We start from the raw sequence: 2,297 nt of genomic DNA, 5'->3' as shown, positions 1-2,297 counted from the left end.
CGAAGCAACCGGCGGCTTCGGCGATCTCGACGAGCTGACCGCGCTGGTCGAGACCGCGGAAGAGACGCTGGCGGCGTCCGAAGCTGCCGCGCAGGCGAGCGAAACCGCTCACGTTGCCGCACGCCAGACCCTGGAATCCTCGCGCTCGCCGCTGGTCGAAGCCGACAAGCGCGTGCAGCGGCTCGAGACCGAGGCGCGCACGATCTCCAAGATCGTCAACGGCGAGACCAAGAATTTGTGGCCGCCGATCATCGACGGCATCACCGTCGACAAGGGCTTCGAGAAGGCAATCGGCGCTGCGCTCGGCGACGATCTCGACGCGCCGATCGACCCGTCGGCGCCGATGCGCTGGACCAATGTCGGCCACACCGAAGGCGATCCGGAGCTGCCCGAGGGCGCCGTTCCGCTGTCCAATCATGTGCAGGCGCCGGCGGAACTGGCCCGCCGCCTGGCGCAGATCGGCGTGGTGCCGCGCGAGCGCGGCGCCGAGCTGGTCTCGCAGCTCAAGACCGGCCAGCGGCTGGTCTCCCCCGAGGGCGACGTCTGGCGCTGGGACGGCTTCGTTGCCGCAGCTCACGCGCCGACCGGTGCGGCCCGGCGCCTCGCCGAGCGCGCCCGTCTCGTCGACAGCGAGAACGAGCTGGAGCAGGCCCGCATCGACGCGCAGATCAAGCGCCAGGCACTGGAGAACGCCGAGTCCGAGCTGCAGATGGCCGCCAGCACCGAAGGTGCCAGCCGCGAAGCCTGGCGCGCCGCGCAGCGCGAGCTCAACGTCGCGCGCGAGCGCCATGCCAATGCCGAGCGCGAGATCAGCCGCCATGCCGCACGCAAGGCGACGCTGTCGGAAGCACACAGCCGCCTCGCCGCCGACCGGGCCGAGGCCGAGGCCGCCTATGAATACGCCCAGGCCGGCATCGGCGAGCTGCCGTCGAGCGAGGACACCGAGACCCGGCTCGCCGCCGTCCGCAGCGACATCGAAGGCCACCGCCGCATGGCCGCCCAGGTTCGTGCCGAGGCGCAGGCGCTGGCGCGCGAAGCCGAGCTTGCCGACCGTCGCGTGCAAGCGATCCTCGCCGAGCGCACCGAGTGGCAGAACCGCAAGGAGAGCGCGGCCTCCCATATCGACACCATCCAGGCCCGCATCGCCGAGCTCACGATCGAGCGCAGCGAACTGGAGAACGCGCCGGCCGTGTTCGCCGAGAAGCGCAGTGCGCTGATCACCGAGATCGAGTACGCCGAGAACGACCGCCGCATGGCCGCCGACGCCCTCGCCTCCGCGGAAACCGCGATGGCCGAGACCGACCGCGTCGCCAAGCTGACGCTCGAAGCCTTGTCGAGTGCCCGCGAGGCCACCGCCCGCGCCGAGGAGCGCATGGAAGGCGCGCGGCGCCGGCTCGAGGACATCGAGCGCGAGATCCGCGACATGCTCGAAGTCGAGCCGCAGGCGGTTGCCGGCCTCGCCGAGCTCGAGCCCGGCGCGGAGCTGCCGCCTCTGCACGACATCGAGGAGGACCTCGAGAAAATGCGCCGCGACCGCGAGCGCCTCGGCGCCGTGAATCTGCGCGCCGAAGAGGAACTGCGCGAGGTCGAAACCCAGCACAACGGTCTGGTCACCGAGCGCGACGACCTCGTCGAGGCCATCAAGCGGCTGCGCCAGGGCATCCAGAGCCTCAACAAGGAAGCGCGCGAGCGGCTCCTGACCTCGTTCGAGGTCGTCAACAACCACTTCAAGCGCCTGTTCGTCGAGCTGTTCGGCGGCGGCGAGGCCGCGCTGCACCTGATCGAGAGCGACGATCCGCTCGAAGCCGGCCTCGAAATCATCGCCAAGCCGCCGGGCAAGAAGCCGCAGACACTGTCGCTGCTCTCGGGCGGCGAGCAAGCCCTGACCGCGATGGCGCTGATCTTCGCGGTGTTTTTGACCAACCCGTCGCCGATCTGCGTGCTGGACGAAGTCGACGCGCCGCTCGACGACCACAACGTCGAGCGGTACTGCAACCTCCTGCACGAGATGACCGGCTCGACCGACACGCGCTTCATCATCATCACGCACAATCCGATCACGATGGCGCGGATGAACCGCCTGTTCGGCGTCACCATGGCCGAGCGGGGCGTGTCGCAGCTGGTGTCGGTGAGCCTGGCCGAGGCCGTGGACATTCTCGACCAGAACGTGGCGTGATCTTGAACCGTCATTCCGGGGCGATGCGTAGCATCGAACCCGGAATCTCGTGCTGCAATCTCGAACTTCCGGGTTCGCGCTTTGCGCGCCCCGGAATGACGTGGGTTGATCAATGATCTCC

Annotated in this window: 1 pseudogene; it reads left to right on the top strand. The window is 69.1% G+C overall.

The annotated features are described in order from the left end of the window. Positions 1-2,176: pseudogene (locus JHD07_RS38060) on the top strand (chromosome segregation protein SMC); the annotation flags it as partial. Positions 2,177-2,297: the final 121 nt, after the last annotated feature.

This window comes from Bradyrhizobium sp. (assembly GCF_016462955.1).
Taxonomy (GTDB): domain Bacteria; phylum Pseudomonadota; class Alphaproteobacteria; order Rhizobiales; family Xanthobacteraceae; genus Bradyrhizobium.
The sequence above is the reverse complement of the archived record's forward strand: the minus strand, read 5'-3'. Positions and strand labels throughout refer to the sequence as shown.